At 57.8% G+C, this 18,235-nt stretch carries 14 protein-coding genes; 10 read left to right on the top strand and 4 right to left on the bottom strand.

Annotated elements, in window-relative coordinates; genetic code table 11:
• Positions 1 to 1,026 precede the first annotated feature (1,026 nt).
• The 4 genes from mobC (at position 1,027) to F0P97_RS12805 (ending at position 5,799) form a co-directional block, all read left to right on the top strand.
• Positions 1,027 to 1,359 carry a plasmid mobilization relaxosome protein MobC gene (gene mobC, locus F0P97_RS12820; RefSeq protein ID WP_182287029.1) on the top strand — a complete coding sequence of 111 codons (333 nt, stop codon included), beginning with the start codon at positions 1,027 to 1,029 and terminating at the stop codon, positions 1,357 to 1,359.
• Positions 1,359 to 2,336 carry a relaxase/mobilization nuclease domain-containing protein gene (locus F0P97_RS12815; protein WP_182287028.1) on the top strand — a complete coding sequence of 326 codons (978 nt, stop codon included), beginning with the start codon at positions 1,359 to 1,361 and terminating at the stop codon, positions 2,334 to 2,336. Before mobC ends, F0P97_RS12815 begins: the two co-directional genes overlap by 1 nt.
• Positions 2,337 to 2,651: 315 nt before the next feature.
• The gene (locus F0P97_RS12810; protein ID WP_182287027.1) at positions 2,652 to 4,388 is read left to right on the top strand and encodes an ATP-dependent nuclease; all 1,737 of its coding nucleotides are present in this window, start codon (positions 2,652 to 2,654) and stop codon (positions 4,386 to 4,388) included.
• Positions 4,375 to 5,799 carry a UvrD-helicase domain-containing protein gene (locus tag F0P97_RS12805; RefSeq protein ID WP_182287026.1) on the top strand — a complete coding sequence of 475 codons (1,425 nt, stop codon included), beginning with the start codon at positions 4,375 to 4,377 and terminating at the stop codon, positions 5,797 to 5,799. Before F0P97_RS12810 ends, F0P97_RS12805 begins: the two co-directional genes overlap by 14 nt.
• A gap of 196 nt (positions 5,800 to 5,995) precedes the next feature.
• Here F0P97_RS12805 and F0P97_RS12800 read toward each other — a convergent pair whose 3' ends face one another.
• Together F0P97_RS12800 and F0P97_RS12795 are read right to left on the bottom strand one after the other, a co-directional pair.
• Positions 5,996 to 6,286 carry a hypothetical protein gene (locus F0P97_RS12800; RefSeq protein ID WP_182287025.1) on the bottom strand — a complete coding sequence of 97 codons (291 nt, stop codon included), beginning with the start codon at positions 6,284 to 6,286 and terminating at the stop codon, positions 5,996 to 5,998.
• Positions 6,287 to 6,388: 102 nt separating this feature from the next.
• Positions 6,389 to 7,201 carry a hypothetical protein gene (locus F0P97_RS12795; RefSeq protein WP_182287024.1) on the bottom strand — a complete coding sequence of 271 codons (813 nt, stop codon included), beginning with the start codon at positions 7,199 to 7,201 and terminating at the stop codon, positions 6,389 to 6,391.
• Positions 7,202 to 7,358: 157 nt separating this feature from the next.
• Between F0P97_RS12795 and F0P97_RS12790 the strand changes: the two genes are divergently transcribed.
• The 6 genes from F0P97_RS12790 (at position 7,359) to F0P97_RS12765 (ending at position 15,274) form a co-directional block, all read left to right on the top strand.
• Positions 7,359 to 7,631, top strand: coding sequence for a helix-turn-helix domain-containing protein (locus F0P97_RS12790; protein ID WP_182287023.1), 273 nt, complete (start codon positions 7,359 to 7,361; stop codon positions 7,629 to 7,631).
• A gap of 365 nt (positions 7,632 to 7,996) precedes the next feature.
• A complete protein-coding gene (locus tag F0P97_RS12785) occupies positions 7,997 to 9,283 on the top strand; it encodes an efflux RND transporter periplasmic adaptor subunit (RefSeq protein WP_182287022.1) in 1,287 nt (428 codons plus the stop codon).
• Positions 9,284 to 12,538 carry an efflux RND transporter permease subunit gene (locus F0P97_RS12780; protein ID WP_182287021.1) on the top strand — a complete coding sequence of 1,085 codons (3,255 nt, stop codon included), beginning with the start codon at positions 9,284 to 9,286 and terminating at the stop codon, positions 12,536 to 12,538.
• Positions 12,539 to 12,560: 22 nt separating this feature from the next.
• The gene (locus tag F0P97_RS12775; RefSeq protein ID WP_182287020.1) at positions 12,561 to 13,271 is read left to right on the top strand and encodes a protein-L-isoaspartate O-methyltransferase family protein; all 711 of its coding nucleotides are present in this window, start codon (positions 12,561 to 12,563) and stop codon (positions 13,269 to 13,271) included.
• 116 nt (positions 13,272 to 13,387) lie between these two features.
• The gene (locus F0P97_RS12770; RefSeq protein ID WP_182287019.1) at positions 13,388 to 13,735 is read left to right on the top strand and encodes a rhodanese-like domain-containing protein; all 348 of its coding nucleotides are present in this window, start codon (positions 13,388 to 13,390) and stop codon (positions 13,733 to 13,735) included.
• A 72-nt stretch (positions 13,736 to 13,807) separates the two neighbouring features.
• Positions 13,808 to 15,274: a TolC family outer membrane protein gene (locus F0P97_RS12765; protein WP_182287018.1), complete on the top strand. Its 1,467-nt coding sequence runs from the start codon at positions 13,808 to 13,810 to the stop codon at positions 15,272 to 15,274.
• Between the two features lie 80 nt (positions 15,275 to 15,354).
• On the opposite strand, the gene F0P97_RS12760 is transcribed toward F0P97_RS12765, so the two are convergent.
• Positions 15,355 to 16,659: a 3-deoxy-D-manno-octulosonic acid transferase gene (locus F0P97_RS12760; protein WP_182287017.1), complete on the bottom strand. Its 1,305-nt coding sequence runs from the start codon at positions 16,657 to 16,659 to the stop codon at positions 15,355 to 15,357.
• 18 nt (positions 16,660 to 16,677) lie between these two features.
• Positions 16,678 to 18,066, bottom strand: coding sequence for a phosphomannomutase/phosphoglucomutase (locus F0P97_RS12755; RefSeq protein WP_182287016.1), 1,389 nt, complete (start codon positions 18,064 to 18,066; stop codon positions 16,678 to 16,680).
• Positions 18,067 to 18,235 lie beyond the last annotated feature (169 nt).

Below are 18,235 nucleotides of genomic sequence, written 5' to 3'. Positions count from 1 at the left end.
TCAAATGCCTATCTCACATCCACAGCCAAATCTGTAGGATGTTTTTTTATGCGTCAGTTTATTCTCTCGATTCGAAACGCATCCTGTACACCCGGTAAACTCGTGATGTAGGCGTGATAGCCTTGTTAATAATCGGCTAACGGACTAGCCAAGCTTTAAATGATATTAAGATAGTAAAGCCAAAGGGGGTGAAAGTGGTCAGAATGGACATCAAGCAAAGCCACAGGGAAGACTAAAGATAGACCCTGCTTGAGTAGTAAAAGCACTACGAACTATCTAACTTGATACAGCTTAAATTGTTATCAGTCCGAGTCAGCGACGGAAAGAGCAAGGCTCTTTTCAGAGTGATATCGGTAAAGTCCCAGCCAGCCTAATAAAGTCACATTTAATGATTTTTGGCGGGTTAGGGAAGACTTTGCCGATATACGCTCTGGAAAGAGCGGGTATCGGGAAAGGATTTAACTAACTTTATATGTATTATTGGGTATATTCTATATATAGATAAATGAAATATATTTTCAGTGAAGTGCAACGAAACAAAAAGAAATATTAAATGACTGCTTGCCTGTCATTTGATATTTGGCCCCACGGCTTTAGAGTGTCTCCCCTTTAGGGGACGGAAGGGGTAAATATTTCAAGAATATTTTTTTATTCAATCAAATACGCTTGACAAACTATTTTATTTTTGTATTATATAATCATATTTACCCCATGTGTGGGGCTTGAAAATACAATATGATTGTCCTATCGCTTAGATAGTTTATAAAGTGCAAGTAGTTTATAAAACAACTTAAATTTAAATCATGTTCTACTACCGTGTAGGTAGCTTAAAAGCACCCTTTGGGTGCTTTTTCCTTTCATACCTATCCTGTGTTGCTTTCATAAAATATTTTGCTTAAATGGTATGAGCAAGGGTAATCAAAAAGCCTGCGGTTTTTGATAACGAGGCAAGCCTCTCCCTTGCTAGGGGTTGCACCCCTAGGACCCAGCAAACAGCCATCAGAAGAACAAAAAAAGGAGAGTGATATGGCAAGAAAAATAAGAACCAAAAGCCTTGAAATACGGCTTGCAGAAGATGAGCTTCAAGCGCTACAGGACATGAAGGGCGAAGGCGGAACCCTTGCCCGCTTTGTGCGTGAGAAGTTGCTACAGGACTGCACCAGCCTGGAAAAGCAACGGGCCGTTGCGACCTATGCCGAGACCGTCTACCAGCTCAAAAAAATTGGCGTGAACGTCAATCAAATTGCATTCCAACTCAACAGCCATCAAGCAACAGGTACGGAGGTTCTGACGGGCTTGAGAATGGTTCTGATAGACCTTCGGCTTCTGGCTGATTCTCGTATGGATGAGGTGCTCTGATGATTGTGAGCACCTTCAAGACAGGAAAGGGCAAGTCAAAAGGCGTTCTCAACTACCTGCTGAACAAGCGAGACAGAAAGCCAGCGGCCAAAATTTTTGCGGGTGATTCTAAGCTCCTGCAAGTGCTGATTGATAGCAACCAGCGGGCATACAAGTACACGTCAGGCGTATTGGCCTTCAGGGACGAAGAGAACCCAACACCCGAGCAGCTACGCGAAATCGTGGGAGCCTTTGAACGGACTTTTGCCCCGAACCTTGATAGCTCAAGGTTCCCGCTTCTCTGGGTTCTGCACAGAGACAAAGGCAACACCGAGCTGCACTTCGTGGCCCCTATGCAAGACGCTCGCACGGGCAAGCAGGTCAACATCTGCCCACCTGGCCAGCAGTTTCAACAGATGTTTAGAGACTTTCAAAGCTTGGTCAATCATCGCTACAACTGGCCTCAAGTCACCAGCAAGAGACCCCACAAAAGCCCGCTACTGCTGAAGTACCGGAAGGGCGAAAAACTCAAGGAATACTTTGAAATGGTGGTCGCCAAGTTGAGCCAGATGGGGGTCATCAAGACCCGCGACGACCTCATCAAATGGAGTGAAGCAAAGGGCTTCAAAGTCACCCGCCAAGGCAATGACTACCTAAGCGTGCAACACGGCGAAGACAAGGCCGTAAGGCTCAAAGGCCCCGCCTTTGCGTCTTCTGTTGACTATGCCCAGCAACCGGCCCCAGTCGCTATCCAGCTTTCCGAGATGGAACACAAGGCCATTGAGAGAAGGCTCTCAAGAGCTATCAAGAACAGGCGGGCAAGCCTTGCTTTCTACCTCGACAAGATACCTAGGCCAAAGCCACCAGAAGCCCCGCCAAGCACTGGTAGCTCAAACCCTCCTACTCGTGGCCATCTGGCGAAGCTTGACGGGCTTATGGCCGAGATGACGCGACAGCAACAGGCTTTGCCAGTCAATCCGAAAAATAGACCGTGGTGACTCGCTTGGTCGAACTGGATGTGCCCCATGTGGCCTTAGCCACCGCACCTAAGGCTCTTTTGATTGGTGGTATCGGCACCAACGGTGCGTGCTCCAGCGTCAGAGGTCTGCTGACAGCGCCTCATCCATTTTTCACAAGCAAAAAATAAATGAGGGAAATATTTGCGCATTCCGGTTAACCTGAACAACGGTGCCGGCTATCGCTGACCAGTCGTCCCGAGAAAGCTGACGTGAGGGAGCCTGACGAGTTCCAGTGCATGCCTTCGGCAGTTTCCCGTTCCTTTGGGATATTTACAAAACTAACGAAGAGGAAACATGACGCGCGTCCGTAGACTTGAAATTCGCAATTTCCGCTCAATACAGGCGCTCGATTGGACGCCGTCCAACGGTGTGAACTGCCTTATTGGCCCGGGTGACAGCGGCAAGTCGACCATTCTCGATGCCCTTGACTTGTCCCTTGGAGCGCGGAGGAGCGCACCATTTGGCGACACGGACTTCTTCAGCCTGGACGTCATGCGGACCATCGTGATTGCGGTGACGCTTGGCGCACTACCCGACGCTCTGAAGAACATTGACATCTACGGAGAGTTTCTTCGCGGATTTGACCCCAGTACAGGGTTGCTTGAAGACGAGCCACGCGCGGGGCTAGAAACGGTTCTGACACTGAAGCTTGAGGTCAAGAGCGACCTCGAGCCGAGTTGGACGCTCCATTCCGACCGAGCCGCCCAACAGCAACTGGAACGGTCTCTGGTATGGAAAGACCGCAGCCTCTTGACACCAGCACGAATCGGAACCTACGCAAATACGAACCTTTCCTGGGCTAGAGGCTCGGTGTTGAACCGGCTCACAGAAGAGCGCGCGAACCTTGGCTCAGAACTCGCCAGCGCAGCACGTGCGGCCCGGGCCACTTTCGGCGCGCAAGCTGGCCCTCAACTCGCCCAGACTCTGCAAGTGGTCACCCAGACAGCTACCAACCTAGGCGTAGCCATCGGTGCGAGTGCTCAAGCGCTACTTGATGCACATTCGGTATCGATTGGTGATGGTGCAATCGCACTCCATAGCGAGACTGGCATTCCACTGCGGTCATTGGGCACCGGTTCGGGGCGGCTCCTTGTTGCAGGGCTGCAAAGGGCTGCGGCGGCAGCCGCCACCGTTGCCCTAGTAGATGAAGTGGAGTACGGACTTGAGCCCCACCGACTCATGCGACTGCTCGACTCACTCGGTGCGAAGGACGCGACTCAACCGCTGCAGGTCTTTATGACAACCCATTCACCGGTGACTCTCAGGGAGCTCGCTGGGGACCAGCTTTTCGTTGTACGCCAGCGTTCGGGCATCCACACGACGACATGCGCCGGAACGGACGACTACATCCAGGGCACACTGCGCAAGGCGGCCGAGGCCTTCCTGTCCAAGTCAATCATCGTCTGCGAAGGCGCCAGTGAGGTCGGATTCGCTCGCGGGATGGACCAATGGTGGGTTCACTGTGGCGCGACGTCATTCTTGGCCCAGGGAGGCTCATACGTGGACGCAGGCGGAGGGAGCCCCGACCAATGTTTCATACGGGGGGAGGCGTTTCTCAGGTTAGGTTATCGCGTCCTCGTCTTCGTTGACGCCGACAAGCCTGTTTCAACCGTTGGACTCATCAACAGATTCGCTGCAGCTGGCGGCCAGTACATCACGTGGCGGCCCGGTTTAGCACTTGAGGACGAACTGTTCCGCCATTCGAGCAATGACGCCGTGCATGCGCTCCTGAATAAGGCGGACGAAATAGTCGGCCGCGAGCTAATGGCTGAGCACGTCAAATCGAAGTCGCACGGTCAAGTAACTTTGGATGCCATAGAGGCCGAACGTCTGAATGGCGGTTACACATCTGAGAGCCGCGCATTGCTGGGACTTGCCGCTCGCAACAATAAGAACGGTTGGTTCAAGTCTGTGAGCGGTTTCCAGGAAATCGCCAGGGACATCGTCGGCCCTCATATAGCGAATGCAGAACCGGGCTTCATCCAAATAGTGAACCAGCAGCTTTGGGGGTGGACAAGTGCCACCACCTGAAATCGACATCTTTCAGGCGCGCCTAGGCTCAGTTACCGCCCCAGCTGGATGTGGCAAGACCCAGCTCATCGCGGACTCCCTGAGTCAGCACACCGACAATAAGCCAGTCTTGGTGCTGACGCACACCAACGCTGGAGTCAACGCTTTACGCGCGAGGCTCCAGCGAGGAGGCGTCCCAAACTCAGCCTACAAGTTGTCGACCATCGACGGCTTCGCGATGCGGTTAGCGGCCAAGTTTCCATTCCGTGCAGGCCTCGACGCGCGCGTTCTCGAACTGGCCAACCCGAACACCGACTACCCGGCTATCCGAAGTGCCGTGCAAGGACTTCTACAGGCCGGTCACATCAGTGACGCCATTGCCTCTACATACTCGCGCTTGCTTGTCGACGAGTATCAGGACTGCACAATCACGCAGCACGCCATTGCCTGTTCCATCGCGCAGACATTGCCCACGTGCATCCTTGGCGACCCAATGCAAGCAATATTCGGCTTCCGGGACCCATTGGTCCACTGGGAGCGCCAAGCTCAGGTGATGTTTCCGCCCATCGGTGCGCTGCAGACTCCTTGGCGATGGCGCCTCGCAGGCAGGGACGCATTGGGTGCCTGGCTACTTCAAGCCCGAGCATCACTAGAAGCTGGTCAACCTGTGGACCTGCGTGTAGTACCAGATGGTGTTCAGTGGGTGCAACTGACCCAAGGCATGGAAATGCAGCAGCGACTCATAGCCGCCCGGACGGAAGCGTCAAACAGAGACGGCCGCGTTCTGGTGATTGGCGACTCCATGAATGTCAATGGACGTCATCAACTCACTATGCAAACGCCGGGAGCTACTTCCGTCGAGGCAGTCGACCTGAAAGACCTAGTGAATTTTGCCCACCGGTTCGATTTGGCGAGTCCCAACGCACTACGACAACTTGCCGAGTTCGCGACTTCACTGATGACCGCGGTTGGGACTGCAAACTTGCTCACGCGAGTTGACACAATACGAGGCGGCCGAGCCCGAACGCCCCCGACGCCTGCAGAAGCCGCCGCAGTGGCGTTCGTAACAACTCCCAGCCACATGACCTCGATTGACCTGCTCCAGTCTCTCGCGAACCAACACGGTGCGCGTGTCTACCGGCCCGAAGTGCTGCACTGCTGCATATCAGCGCTTAGAGCAGCCGGCGGTGAAGGCGGGTTCATTGGCGCGGCGATGCAGACCCGCGAGCGAAACCGCCATCTGGGGCGTCCGTTAGGCCGGCGCGCTGTTGGAAGCACGCTTCTTCTGAAAGGTCTGGAGGCTGACGTCGCGGTCATTCTTGAGCCCGAGCGCATGACTGCTCAACACCTATACGTAGCTCTCACGCGAGGTGCAAGCCAAGTCGTGGTTTGCTCGTCAACGCCTTTGCTAACACCCTTCGCGCACCGCTAGCGAACGCTCATTTAGACCCGCTAACACAATCCTTGATACATCGTCGCTTTACCTTGTCGTACGCCTGTACTGCCTGCGGCTTCGCACCGCATCCCAACCGCGAATCTGCGATTTGCGGGGTTGTGTCAGCGGCTCTTAAGCATGCCGCTCAACTCGAAGCGGAATATTGGTCAGAAATAACTAACGCCGGCAAATATTACCTTAAAGAGCTCTTTCTTTGAATTTTAAGCTCCATATTATTCATTGAATCATGATTATTCCCATGGAGATGATAATATAAAACATGCTCTTCAATAGTGCTCTCTTCATATGAGATATTTGATGACTTTATTTCATTGATTAAATTAACTGTCGCCACTTCGGTTTTATGGCTAGAATTTGTAATAGCCACAACGAATAGAGGAACCCCTTTGGGGTCGTACACAATATATATTTTATTTATCAAAATGTAGTCAATAGCTCCATTCTTATTTCTTGGTATATTCATTCAATCTCCTTAAAATTTACTATATTCAATTTTAATTAGATTAAAACAATAAAGTCAAATAAAAAGCGCCCGAAGGCGCTTTTTATTATTGCATTGAGAAAATTATTTAGAGCAAGAAAATTTGTATTGAGCTTGGAGAGCTTGAAAGTCTTCAGTTGCATTCAAGAACTGGCATTCATATGCACTTAGGGACTTACCTTGAACCGCAGAAGCACTCAAAACAGGAACTTCAACACCCTGAGGGGTAAAGAATTTATTGAATGCTGCTTTGTATTGCTTGAAAGCGTCTTCAGAAGAGGCCATGAAGTTGATTGCATTCCGACGCTTCAAGATGGAGGCTTCTTGGGCTTTCAAAGTTGTTTGAATTTTTGCTTTATTCCAAGAACCCCACGTCTGATTTTTATCAAAAACACGATTCCAGATGCGCTCACGGTCAGTGTTAATTTTATTCAGCTTGCTATCAAGCGCAACCACTGCTTTTTTAATGTCGGATGCGCTCATGCTTGCAGATGGCAACGCAGGAACATACATCAAAGCTTGATAGAAAAACTCCAACTGGCCGTAGCTTTGAAAGTTTTGAGGCATTAAACCTTTTGGCCATGTAATATCTGGGACTGCGTTTTCAAATGCAGCCAGTGTAAGAGGAACTGGCATATTTGAACGAGATTTAGGAGAAGTCCAAGCGTAAGCCATATCACAATCAGTTCCCTCCCTGCCAATTTCTTCCAGTGCAATCTTGCACTTAGTATCACCTGCAGAACAGGTAAAGTCAGGCTTATAAGCTTCCCAACAAATACTGGAATTTCCAACCTTTGTATCACCAAACTTAGATAGGGAGAAAAACGGCTTCGCTGGAGTAAAGGATTGAGCAGAAGCCGTAATAGCGAGTGTGGCAATGGCAATTGAAAATGCCATGTTCTTAGTTTTTGACAATTTGTTCTCCGTGTCTAGCTGGGCACCATGCATCAGCAAGCACAGATGCTAACAAAAAAGATACTCATAGTCCGCGAACTTATGGACCGTCTTCTTATGAACCGTGGTCTTTTGGACCGCAAACAACAAACATAGGAGGATGGCTCGTAAACCCTTACCCTCAGAAGAACGCCCGCTCGTATTAGTCAAATTTGGCTTGGCTGTACGTCAGTACAGAAAGGAGCTTGGGATGACGCAAGAAGAGTTTGCCGACGCATGTGGCATTGACCGTAGCTACATGGGTGGAGTTGAACGTGGTGAGCGGAACCTTGCCTTAGTCAACACGGCCCGAATCATTAAGACTTTGAACATGAAGCCGTCAGAGTTCTTCAAAGCTCTTGATGAAGTGGACCTCACGTCCAATCAAAATTAGTAGCAAAGTAAAAAAGTCAATTTAACTACTTGTGATAGCAGCTTGTGAAAGAAGTGGAAATTTCACAAATTTCCACTTTTTCAATTTCACAAACCATTGTTTTTATTTATCTTTTTTATAAAAAACAGCTTCAGTGCACCAAAAGCAACCTCCACCCAGATAAATGGTTTCCGCAGCCATCACCGGCTCCTCGTTTTTAAGACGCGTCAAGCGTAGCTCAAATCAACTACCCATTTCCACCAGTGACAGCGATTGCGGCCCCGCTATGCTGCAGGGCGCCCACTACACTGCTTGCTGCGTTGCAATACAAGCCCTACCATGGGGCGCATAGAACAGAAGAAACCTGCCTCAGAGGGATACATAACATGAAGCGTTCCAGCCGCTGGGCCTTGAGTCTGGCTCTGATCGGCTTGCTGGCCATCACAGGCTGGCGCGCAGTCGTCAATCTGCAGCATAAAAAGCAGGCCATGGTCAACGGCTCGGCGCCGCTGGAACTGCCCATACAACTGGCTACCCAAGAGGTTCTGACGGCCCAGCCCCTTCAGCTTGCCTTGAGCGTTCCCCTCAACGGCGTGGTTCAAGCAGTGAACTCGGCCGTGGTCAAAGCTTATGTCGCGGGCGAACTGCGCGGCCTGACGGTACGCGAAGGCGATAGTGTCAGCAAGGGACAGCAGCTGGCGCGCGTCGATGCTACGGAAGCCGAGGCACGCTGGCGTCAGGCTCAGCAGCAGGCCGATGCCTCCAGAGCCCAGCTGGCGATTGCCCAGCGCAATCAGGACAACAATGCAGCCCTGGTGCAAAAAGGCTTTATCTCCACCACGGCACTGCTGACCTCCCAGGCCAATCTGGATTCGGCCCGCGCCAATCTGGCTGCCGCCCAGGCCGCAGCCGATGCGGCCCGCAAGGCCGTCACGGACGCCGTCATCACCAGCCCCATGAGCGGTCGGATCGCCCAGCGCTTTGTCCAGAACGGGGAGCGTGTCGGTGTGGAAGCGCGCATCGTCGAAGTCGTCGATCCAGGCAAGCTGGAAATCATGGCCCAGCTCGCTCCCGCAGATTCGGTGCAGGTTCAAGTCGGCCAGATGGCCGAGTTGCAAGTGCCCGGTGCCCCCCAGGACATGACCGCCATCACCGCCAAGGTGGTGCGCATCAACCCCAGCGCCCAGACCGGCTCGCGCACCGTGGCCGTCTATCTGGCAGTACAAGCGGACGAAGCCGCCAAGAACAATAGCAGCCAGCGCACTCCCCAGTTGCGCCCTGGTCTATTTTTGCAAGGAAGCCTACTGACCGGCAACGCCAGCCAACTGGCCGTGCCTCTGGCCGCCGTGCGCACCGACAAGCCCCAGCCCTATGTGCAGGTGCTGCAAGCCGGCAAGCCGGCCGTGGCCGCAGTCGCACCGCAGCCGGCCCAGGAGATGGCCGCCCGCACAGAGCTTCGAGTGATCCACAAGACCGTGGAACTGGGGCGCCAGTCTGCCCATGAAGGTGCAACCTGGGTTCAGATCCTCAAAGGCCTGAATGCGGGCGACCGGATACTGGCCGGCAGCACCGGCGGTCTGCGCGAAGGAACGCTGGTCGAGGAGTCGAACCAGGCTGCCGTTAAGGCCCCCGGTGCCAAGGAGGCGGAAGCAGGTCGCCCCGGGAGCCCATAAATGTGGTTCACGCGCATCAGCCTGAAAAACCCGGTTCTGGCCACCATGCTCATGCTGGCATTTGTGGTGTCGGGCATTTTTTCCTACCAACGGCTCAAGGTCGACCAGTTCCCGAACATCGAATTTCCCGTGGTGGTGGTGACAGTCGAATATCCGGGCGCCTCGCCCGAGATCGTGGAGAGCGAGGTCACCAAGAAGATCGAGGAAAGCGTCAACTCGGTCGCCGGCATCAATGCCCTGACCTCGCGCAGCTACGAAGGCACCAGCGTCGTCATCATCGAGTTCCAGCTGCATATAGACGGGCGCCGCGCTGCCGACGATGTGCGCGAGAAGGTCGCCTCGGTGCGCCCCACTCTGCGCGACGAGGTCAAGGAACCGCGCGTCATCCGTTTCGACCCGGCCAGCACGGCAGTCTGGTCGCTGGCCGTGCTGCCAGACCCCCATGCCCTGCACGGCGAGCCCGCCCCCGATGGCCAGAACGTGATGCCGCCCGATGCGATTGCACTGACCAGTTGGGCCGACCAGGTGCTGAAAAAGCGGCTGGAGAACGTGCGCGGCGTGGGCGCCGTGAACATGGTGGGAGCCACCAAGCGCGAGATCAATGTCTATCTGGACCCACGGGCGCTCGAGGCCTACGCCATCACCCCCGAGCAGGTTGCCCAGGCGGTGCGTGCCGAGAACCAGGATCTGCCCGTGGGGGCGATCCGATCCAAGGCCCAGGAACGCGTGGTGCAGATCGATGCCCGCATTCAGCGCCCCGAGGAATTCGCCCGCATCATCGTGGCCTACCGCAACGGCGCCCCGATCCGCGTCGGCCAGCTGGCCCGCGTGCAGGACGATGCGCAGGAGCTGCAGACCCTGGCGCTGTACAACGGCAGCCGTACGCTGCTGATGTCCGTGCAAAAGGCCCAGGACGAGAACACCATCGAGGTGGTCGACGGCCTGAATGCAGCGATCAAAGCCATCGCTCCCGAGCTGCCGCCCGGCGTGCGCCTGCAGGCGATTGCCGACAACTCGCGCGCCATCCGCGTGGGCGTGGACAACGTTCGCCAGACGCTGATCGAGGGTGCCTTGCTCACGGTGCTCATCGTGTTTCTGTTCCTGAACTCCTGGCGTTCCACGGTGATCACGGGGCTGACACTGCCCATCGCGCTGATCGGCACCTTCCTCTTCATGTACTGGTTCGGCTTTTCCATCAATATGGTCACGCTGATGGCGCTCTCGCTTTGCGTGGGCCTGCTGATCGACGATGCCATCGTGGTGCGAGAGAACATCGTGCGCCATGTACAGATGGGCAAGAACGCCTATCAGGCAGCCATGGAAGGCACGCAGGAGATCGGGCTGGCCGTGCTTGCCACCACGCTCTCCATCGTCGCCGTATTTCTGCCCATAGGCTTTATGGGCGGCATCATCGGGCAGTTCTTCCATGAGTTCGGCATCACCATCGTGGCTGCCGTGCTGATCTCCATGTTTGTCAGCTTCACGCTGGACCCCATGCTTTCCAGCGTCTGGCATGACCCGGCGATCCACGCCCACGGCGAACATGACAGCAAAAGCCTGTACGACCGCACGCTGGGGCGCGTGACGGCCTGGGTGGAGCGCATGAGCGACCGGCTCTCGGACTTCTACCAGGGCATACTGCGCTGGTCGCTGGCCCACAAGCTGCTCACCCTGGCGCTGGCATTCATTATTTTCATAGCTAGCATCGCGCTTGTACCCTTGCTTGGCACCGAATTTGTACCCAAGGCGGACTTCTCGGAAACTTCGATCAGCTTCAACACCCCCGAAGGCTCCTCGATCGAAGCCACCGAAGCCAAGGCCAGACAGGTGACGGACATATTGCGCGCCTTGCCCGAGGTGCGCTACACGCTGACCACCATCAACACCGGCAATGCCAACGGCAAGAACTACGCCAATATCTATGTGCGCCTGGTTGACCGCCATCAGCGCAACCGCAATGTGGACGAGATTTCGGCCTATCTGCGCCCCAGGCTGCAGGCGATAGCGGGCATCAAGCTCACCCATGTGGGCCTGCGCGAGGCCGTGGGCGGGCAAAAGCAGGTCGAATTCTCTCTCATGGGCCCAGATCTGGACGAACTGGCCCGCCTGAGCCAGATCGTGCAGGAGCGAATCGACGATATTCCGGGCCTGGTCGACCTGGACTCCAGCCTCAAGCCCAACAAGCCCATGGTCAATATCGAGGTCCATCGCGATGCCGCGGCCGATCTGGGCCTGTCGATAGGCAATATGGCCGGCGCGCTGCGCACCTGGGTGGCCGGCCAGACCGTGGGCAACTGGCGGGCCAGCGACGACCAGACCTATGACGTGAACGTGCGGCTCGAGCCCGAGGTGCGCACCACGCCGCAGGACCTGGAGCGCCTGCCGTTTGCACTGGCGGCCGGAGATGGCGGCATGCGCATCGTGCGCCTCAACCAGATTGCCAGCGTGGTGGACAGCACCGGCCCCAGCCAGATCAACCGCCGCAATCTCAACCGCGAGGTCGCCATCAACGCCAATGTCTATCTGCGCAGCACGGGCGAGGTCACGGCCGATATCAAGCAGGCACTGGCCACCATTCCCATGCCGCCCGGCTATAGCTACCAGTTCAGCGGTGCGGCCAAGAACATGGCCGAATCCTTTGGCTACGCGATTTCCGCGCTGATGCTGGCCATCATCTTCATCTACATGATTCTGGCCAGCCAGTTCAAGAGCTTTCTCCAGCCCCTGGCGCTCATGACCTCGCTGCCCCTGACTCTGATAGGCGTGGTGCTGGCACTGATGATGTTCGGCTCGGCCCTGTCCATGTTCTCCATCATCGGAGTGGTCATGCTCATGGGTCTGGTGACCAAGAACGCCATTTTGCTGGTGGACTTTGCCATCCGCGCCCGCGAACCCCGCACCGACGAGGTCAGCGGCCAGACCGAGCCAGGCCTGCCGCGCAACGAAGCGCTGCTGCTGGCGGCCCGGGTGCGCCTGCGCCCGATCCTGATGACCACGCTGGCCATGATCTTCGGCATGGTGCCGCTGGCCTTTGCGGTCACCGAAGGCTCCGAGCAACGCGCCCCCATGGGCCAGGCCGTGATCGGCGGCGTCATCACTTCCTCGCTGCTGACCCTGGTCGTGGTGCCTGTGGTTTACTGCTATCTCGATGATTTTGCCAACTGGATGCGCCGTAAATGGTCTGGCGCCCCCTCAAAAAGCGCTGAGCCGCCGCACGAAGCCTCCGAGGCTCGTAGAATCGATGGTTTGTCCTGATAAGTCTTTCCCCGGAGATACCATGGCCCTGCCAATGAATGCCCAAGTGGACCCGCGCGATGTGCACGCGCAGGCTCGTTTCAACATGATCGAACAGCAAATCCGTCCCTGGAACGTGCTGGACGAGTCCGTGCTGGAGCTGATGGGCAAGGTCCACCGTGAAGACTATGTGTCGCCCGAATACGCGAACATGGCCTATATGGACATCGAAGTCCCCTTGAAGGGCACTGCCGAAGAAGCTGCCGCCAAGGGCTGGCATATGCTGGCACCCAAGATCGAAGCGCGCATGCTGCAAGACGCCAAGATCAAGCCCACAGACCGCGTGCTTGAGATCGGCTCTGGCTCCGGCTATATGGCAGCCCTGCTGGCTGCCCAGGCCAAGGAAGTGGTAACGCTGGAGATCGACCCCGAGCTGGCCGAAATGGCCCGTGAGAATCTGCTCAGCGCTGGCGTCAAGAACGTCGAAGTCAAATTGGCCAACGGTGCCACCGCCTCCTTGGCACAGGGCACGTTCGACGTGATCCTGCTCAGCGGCTCGGTGGCCCAGGTTCCCGATGCGCTTTACGCCCAGCTCAACGAAGGTGGCCGCATTGCCGCCATCGTCGGTCACATGCCCGTGATGCGCTTCACGCTGGTGACCAAAAACGGCAACAACTTCGAAGTCCAGCAACCCTGGGATACAGCCGCCACGCGCCTCGTAGGCTTTGAAGAGCCTTCGCGCTTCTCGTTCTAAACGCTTGCTGCGTTCGCCCTGCTTTGTGGAACCGTCACTTCGGTGCATCCGGCAGGGCCCATCTTTCAGTGTCAGGGCCGGCCCGCAGATTCGGAGGCCGGCCACCAGGAGTTTTTATGTTGACCCAGGTCTTGCCCGCCCAGTTCCAGCAATGGCTGGCCTCTCATGCCGCGAACGGCGTCAAGCCCGTGGTGCTGGATGTGCGCGAACCCTGGGAAGTCACCTTGGCCAGTATTCAACCCGGTGAGGGCTTCGAGTTGCGCTGCATTCCCATGCACGATATCCCTGGCCGTCTGCAGGAGCTGGACCCGGACCACCCCGTCGCCTGCCTGTGCCACCATGGCGCACGCAGCATGAGCGTGGCTGCGTTTCTGGTCAACAACGGCTTTGAGGACGTCAGCAACATCACCGGCGGCATTGATGCCTGGTCGCTCAGTGCCGACCCCGGTGTGCCCCGCTACTGAGACCGTTCGGCACTCCTGCATCCTGCCTGTTGAGTTCCCCCTTGTGATCGAGACTGCCCAAACCTGACATCTATGACCAAGCTGCCCAGGCCTCTGCAAGCCCCCTCCGCCCACGCTCTGCGTGCCATTTCCTTGGGAGTTTTGCTGGCATGGGCCGGCGCTCAGACACAGGCGCAGACCTTGTCTGAGCTGGTGGCCCAGGCCCGCGGCTATGACGCTTCATGGCAGGCCCAACAAGCCGATGCGAGGGCTGCGGCCAGTCGCGCCGATCAGGCCTTGTCCGGGCTGCTGCCCAACGTGGGCATGTCGGCCGGTGCCAACCGCACCCATGTCGACATCCATACCTCCGTGCCCCTGCCGGGCATGGCCAGCAGCTTCAACAACACGCAGCAGAACCTGCAGCTCAGCGCCCAGCAGCCGCTGTACCGCCCTGCCAACAAGATTGCCTACGAACAGGGGCAGCGCGGCGTGGATGTCGCCCAGGCTCAGCTGGATGGGGCCGCACAGAACCTGATCGTGCGCGTGGCCCAGGCTTATTTCGATGTGCTGGCCGCCCAGGACAGCGTGCAGGTCGCCCAATCGCAAAAGCAGGCGATCAGCACCCAGCTCGAGATGGCCAAGCGCAATTTCGAAGTCGGCACGGCCACCATCACCGATTCGCGCGAAGCCCAATCCCGCTTCGACCTGGTCACAGCCCAGGAAATCGCCGCGCAAAATGACCTGCAGGTCAAGCGCGTGGCCCTGGATCAGCTCGTGGGCCGCGTCGGCATTCAGCCCACGCCGCTGGCTGCGCCTCTGACCCTGCCCGGAGTGGAGCCCGACAATATGCAAGCCTGGGTGGACAAGGCATTGGCCGCCCAGCCCCAGTTGCGCCAGGCCCAGCTGGCACTGGACATCGCCAGGCTGGACACGCAGAAGGCCGAGGCCGGTCACAAGCCCACGGTGGACTTGCAGGCGGGTTATGTGGTCAACCGTTACCCCAACGGCTCCATGACGCCATCCATTCCCCTGAGCTATCGCACCAACGCGGCCCAGATTGGTGTGGTCATGAACATGCCGCTGTTTGCGGGCTTTGCCGTGCAAAACCGCATCCGTGAAACCGTGGCGCTGGAGGAAAAAGCCCGCGCCCAGCTCGACGATGCCCGCCGCAACGTAGAGCAGGCTACGCGCACGGCCTTCCTGGGCGTACAATCCGGCCAGGCTCAGGTCAAGGCGCTGGAAGCGGCTCTCGCTTCAAGCCGGAGTGCGCTGGAAGCCAACAAAATGGGCTATGAGGTTGGCGTGCGTATCAATATCGATGTGCTCAACGCCCAGAGTCAGGTCTACCAGACCGAGCGCGACCTGGCCAATGCGCGCTATCAAGTGCTGCTGGGACAGCTCAAGCTGCGCCAGGCCTCGGGAGTGCTCACCGACGATGATCTGCGCATGATCGATGCGCTGACACGCACGCCCGGCATTGCCCCTGATGCCGCAGCCAAGCCAGCCATCGCAACCAGCATGGCTGCCGCAAAGCCTGCGGCCAGAACGCTCAAACGTTAAGACTGGTTCAGAAGCAGGCTTTCGGGTTCAAGGCCATATCAAACTCAAACCTTTACCCACAGGGTGCCAAACGCTCCTAATCAAGGAGCAATCATCAGCGCTTGAATCGCCTCGGCTGTGGCCGCAGCCGCACCGCGATTGCCCTGCACCATCTGCCGACAGCTTTGTACGGCAGCCTGCAGATGATCTGGCTTGGCCACCAGGTCCAGGGCCTGACCCAAGCCCGCTTCCATATCCTGCACGCCCAGGGCTGCGCCGGCCAGCAATGCCTGCTCGGAGGCCTGGCTGAAATTGAAGGTATGCGGCCCCAGTATCACGGGGCAATCACAGGCCAGCGCCTCGATGAGGTTCTGCCCGCCCAGCGGTGCAAAGCTCCCCCCCATCAGGGCCACCGATGCCAGGCCGTAATACAGGGGCATCTCGCCCAGCGAATCGCCAAGCCAGATCGCGCCGGACTGCCGGGGAGGCATCTGCTCCCACTGGCTGCGCCGCGACACAGCAAAGCCTGCTTTGCCCAGCAAGTTCTCCACCTCGTCAAAGCGCTGAGGATGACGCGGAACGACCAGCCATTGCACCGCCGTTGCAGCCTGGCCCAGGGTCTTGAGCGCATCGATGAACATCGCTTCCTCGCCCTCGCGGCTGCTGGCAAACAGCAGCACGGGGCGCGCCAACGCAGTGCGCCATTGGCCGGCCTGAGCGATCTGGGCGGCATCGGGCTGCACATCGAATTTGAGATTCCCCAGCACCGCATCCACGTGGGCGCCTACATTGCGCAGGCGCCCGGCATCGGCTTCGGTCTGCGCCCAGACGGCAGTCAGTGCGCCGTATGCGGGGCGAGACAAAGGCCTGACTCTCAGAGCACCGGCTTCGGATTTCTCGTTGAGACGTGCATTGGCCAGGGCCAGAGGAATACCCGTGTTGACACACGCCGCAATCAGATTCGGCCAGATCTCGGTTTCCATCAGCACGCCCACGGCAGGCTGGAACTGCGCGACAAAACGCCTGGTGGCGCCCAGGGAGTCCCAGGGCAGCCAGACCTGCACATCGCCCGGGCGCAGCAGCTTTGCACCCTCTTCTCGCCCGGTCGCAGTGCTGTGCGTCAGCAGCAGACGCATGGCCGGCATGCGCTCGCGCAAGGCCTTGACCAGGATGGCGGCAGCTCGGGTCTCGCCCAGCGACACGGAATGAATCCACACCCATCGGCCGCGTCCATCGCGCCCCAGATCTGCAGGCTGGTAATGGCCGAAGCGCTCAGGCACGGCCACGCCGTAGCCCGGCTCGAGGCGCGCGCGCCGCCGCAGCTTGCGCCGCAGCAGCGGCTGCACCGCCCAGGCCAGCGCACTGAACAGCGCACGGGCAAAGCCCATGGGAGCCGGTTTGGCCATGCTGAAGTGCCGCGCCGATCAGTGCGCAGCCGCGCCCACCTGGGCGTCAGGCTTGACGCGCTTGAGCAAGGCCAGCATCTGCGCTTCTATGCGCTGCAAGGCTTGCTGTGTATGGCCTTCAAAGCGCAGCACCAGCACGGGCGTGGTGTTGCTGGCGCGGATCAGACCGAAGCCGTCAGCCCAGTCCACGCGCAGGCCGTCAATGGTGCTGACCCGGGCAGGTTCGGCAAACTCCGTGGCAGCGAGCGTCTGCAACTCGGCCGCCAGACGATGGGGCTCGCCTTCGGCGCAGGCCACATTGAGTTCGGGCGTGGAGAAGCTGGTGGGCAATGCGTTGAGCAGTGCGCTGGGGTCGGCTTCACGGCTGACGATTTCGAGCAGACGGCAGCCCGCATAGGTGCCATCGTCAAAGCCGTACCAGCGCTCCTTGAAGAAGATATGGCCGCTCATCTCGCCACCCAGCGGCGCATCCAGCTCCTTCATGCGAGCCTTGACCAGCGAATGGCCGGTCTTGTACATCACTGCCTTGCCTCCGGCAGCTTCGATCTCGGGGGCCAGACGCTGGGTGCACTTGACGTCGAACACGATGGAGCCGCCAGGCACGCGCGAAAGCACATCCTTGGCGAACAACATCATCTGCCGGTCGGGGAAGATGTTCTGGCCGTCCTTGGTCACAATGCCCAGGCGGTCGCCGTCACCGTCAAAGGCCAGACCCAGCTCGGCATCGCTTGTCTGCAGGGCCTCGATCACATCGCGCAGGTTCTCGGGCTTGCTGGGATCGGGATGATGATTGGGGAAGTTGCCGTCGACTTCGGAGAACAGCTCGATCACCTCGCAGCCCAGTTGGCGGAAGATGGCGGGTGCCGATGCACCGGCCACACCGTTGCCGCAGTCCACCACAATCTTCATGGGCCGCGCCAGCTTCACGTCGCCCACGATGCGGGCAGTGTAATCGGCCAGCACATCGGCGCGGCTGATCTGCCCGGCACCGGTAATCGTCCAGTCCTCCGTCTCCATGCGCACGCGCAGGGCCTGGATTTCCTCGCCATAAATGGCACGGCCTGCCAGCACCATCTTGAAACCGTTGTAATCCCTGGGATTGTGGCTGCCGGTCACCTGAATGCCGCTGGTGCACAAGGTGGCGGCGGCAAAGTACAGCATGGGCGTGGTGGCCAGGCCGATGTCGATCACATCCACACCCACCTCGGTCAGGCCCTGCATCAATGCAGCCGACAAGGCGGGACCCGACAGACGACCATCGCGGCCCACCGCCACGGCTTTTTCACCGGCAACCAGCGCTGCCATGCCGAATGCGCGGCCGATGCCACGGGCGACTTCTTCAGTCAGTGTCGACGGCACGATGCCGCGAATGTCATAGGCCTTGAAGATGGAGGATGCAACTTGCACGACAGCTCTTTCTCGAAGTTTTTCAATTCCATGGCGCCAGGCAGCGGACCGCGTGGCGTGATCGGGCGATTTTAGGCTGCAAACAGCAAGGCCCGCGCCTTGATGGTCGCAGGCCTTGAACTTTGGATTCGCCGGAATCCCGGCGCGCCGTCCCGCCGTCGCTAGCCGC

It is taken from the genome of Comamonas testosteroni (genome assembly GCF_014076415.1).
GTDB classification, from domain to species: Bacteria; Pseudomonadota; Gammaproteobacteria; order Burkholderiales; family Burkholderiaceae_C; genus Comamonas; species Comamonas testosteroni_F.
Note: the sequence above shows the minus strand (reverse complement) of the source record. Positions and strands in the feature narration are given on the sequence as shown.